The sequence below is a fragment of the Methanoregula sp. genome (assembly GCF_002835825.1).
Classification (GTDB): Archaea; Halobacteriota; Methanomicrobia; order Methanomicrobiales; family Methanospirillaceae; genus Methanoregula.
This window is the reverse complement of record NZ_PIZH01000582.1, coordinates 1-1,308: the sequence shown is the minus strand read 5'-3', so window position 1 is coordinate 1,308 and position 1,308 is coordinate 1. Positions and strand designations below refer to the sequence as shown.

Sequence of the window (1,308 nt, the reverse complement as noted above, 5' to 3'; positions counted from 1 at the left end):
ATCCGGGAGAGCAGCGTGACAAACGACGACGTGGCGCTCACCATTCTCGATGCGGCACAGGAGATGCAGACCACCCTCATCATGATGGGCGCACGCGGGAAGAACCGGATCCGCTCAGTGCTGCTCGGGAGCGTCTCGGCAAACGTCATCCGCAGGTCAACCATCCCGGTTCTCCTGATGCGGTTCCCGCCGGAAGAAGATCCCGCGCAGGAGCGCGCGCCTCTCTTCTCCCGGGTGCTCGTCCCTGTTGACTTCTCGGTACCCTCCGATCTTGTCCTCAGGACCATTCCCGCCATCGTCAGGGAGGGGCAGGCGGTCCTCGTGCATGTCGTGGATCGCGGGGAGTCCGATTCTGCGATACGGGCGGCTGCGAAGGAAGCGCACCAGCGGCTCGAAGCAATGCGGGAAGACCTTGCGCGGCAGGGAATCCCGGCCAGGACCCGGGTAAGCATCGGCTATCCCCCGGACGAGATCATCGAGGCCGCTACCGAGGAACGCTCATCGCTCATCCTCATAAGCCCGCAGGGGGCCGGATGGGTGCGCGAGCTGCGGACGCTCGTTGTCGGCAGCACCACGAGCTCGGTGATCCGGCGGGCAACCTGCCCGGTTCTCATCGATGTCGGCGCCCGCCAGGGATAACGGGGCGGGATGAGGTGGCCGGTCACATCACGACCCGGGTCACCACGCCGTGCATCTTCTCGGGCGGCAGCGTGTAGAACTGGACGAACGGCGGCGAGACCTTCTTGATGATGCCGTAGATCTTCCAGAGGGGCTTGTCGCTGACAATGGACTCGATCCCGTAGAAGCTGGTCTTCTCTTCGATCCCGTGGCTTTTCACGAGATCGATCACATCGATAACTTCCATGTATCCGGTCCGGATGGTGAAGAGCGAGAGGCCCGGTGCAAGGTTCTCGGCAAGAGCGGTCGTCACCCCGAAGGGTTTGTCGCTGATCCGGATCCAGACGAGCACGTTCTTCTCGTAGATGTTCTTGTTCTGGAAGAAGACCTGACCGATATACGGGGGGATGTTTTTAATGTCGCTGATGAAGTAGAGGGCCGTCCCGTGGATCCGGGGAAGCGACTGGTAGGATTTGGTATAGGCCGGCAGGAAGTCGTCGTACCGGAGGGGTTTCTGGATCTGGTGGAGCCGGTCCTGGCCCCGGATGAAGGCGATGGTCAGGATGAGCGGGATGGCGGCGAGGATGAACGAGAAGTAGGCGCCGTGCGGGATCTGCAGCAGGGGTGCGACAAGGAAGAAGAAGTCGACGATGAGCATGGGAGCGGCACAGATCATCTCGAACGGACCGC

2 protein-coding genes are annotated in these 1,308 nt (G+C 62.1%); one reads left to right on the top strand and one right to left on the bottom strand.

Going from position 1 to position 1,308, the window contains the following annotated elements; translation table 11 throughout:
• A partial coding sequence (locus CW742_RS13505) for a universal stress protein (RefSeq protein WP_292421253.1) occupies positions 1 to 639 on the top strand: 639 nt, incomplete at its 5' end.
• A gap of 22 nt (positions 640 to 661) precedes the next feature.
• Here CW742_RS13505 and CW742_RS13500 read toward each other — a convergent pair.
• Positions 662 to 1,308 (bottom strand): KUP/HAK/KT family potassium transporter (locus CW742_RS13500; protein ID WP_292421251.1); only part of this gene is annotated, 647 nt, incomplete at its 5' end.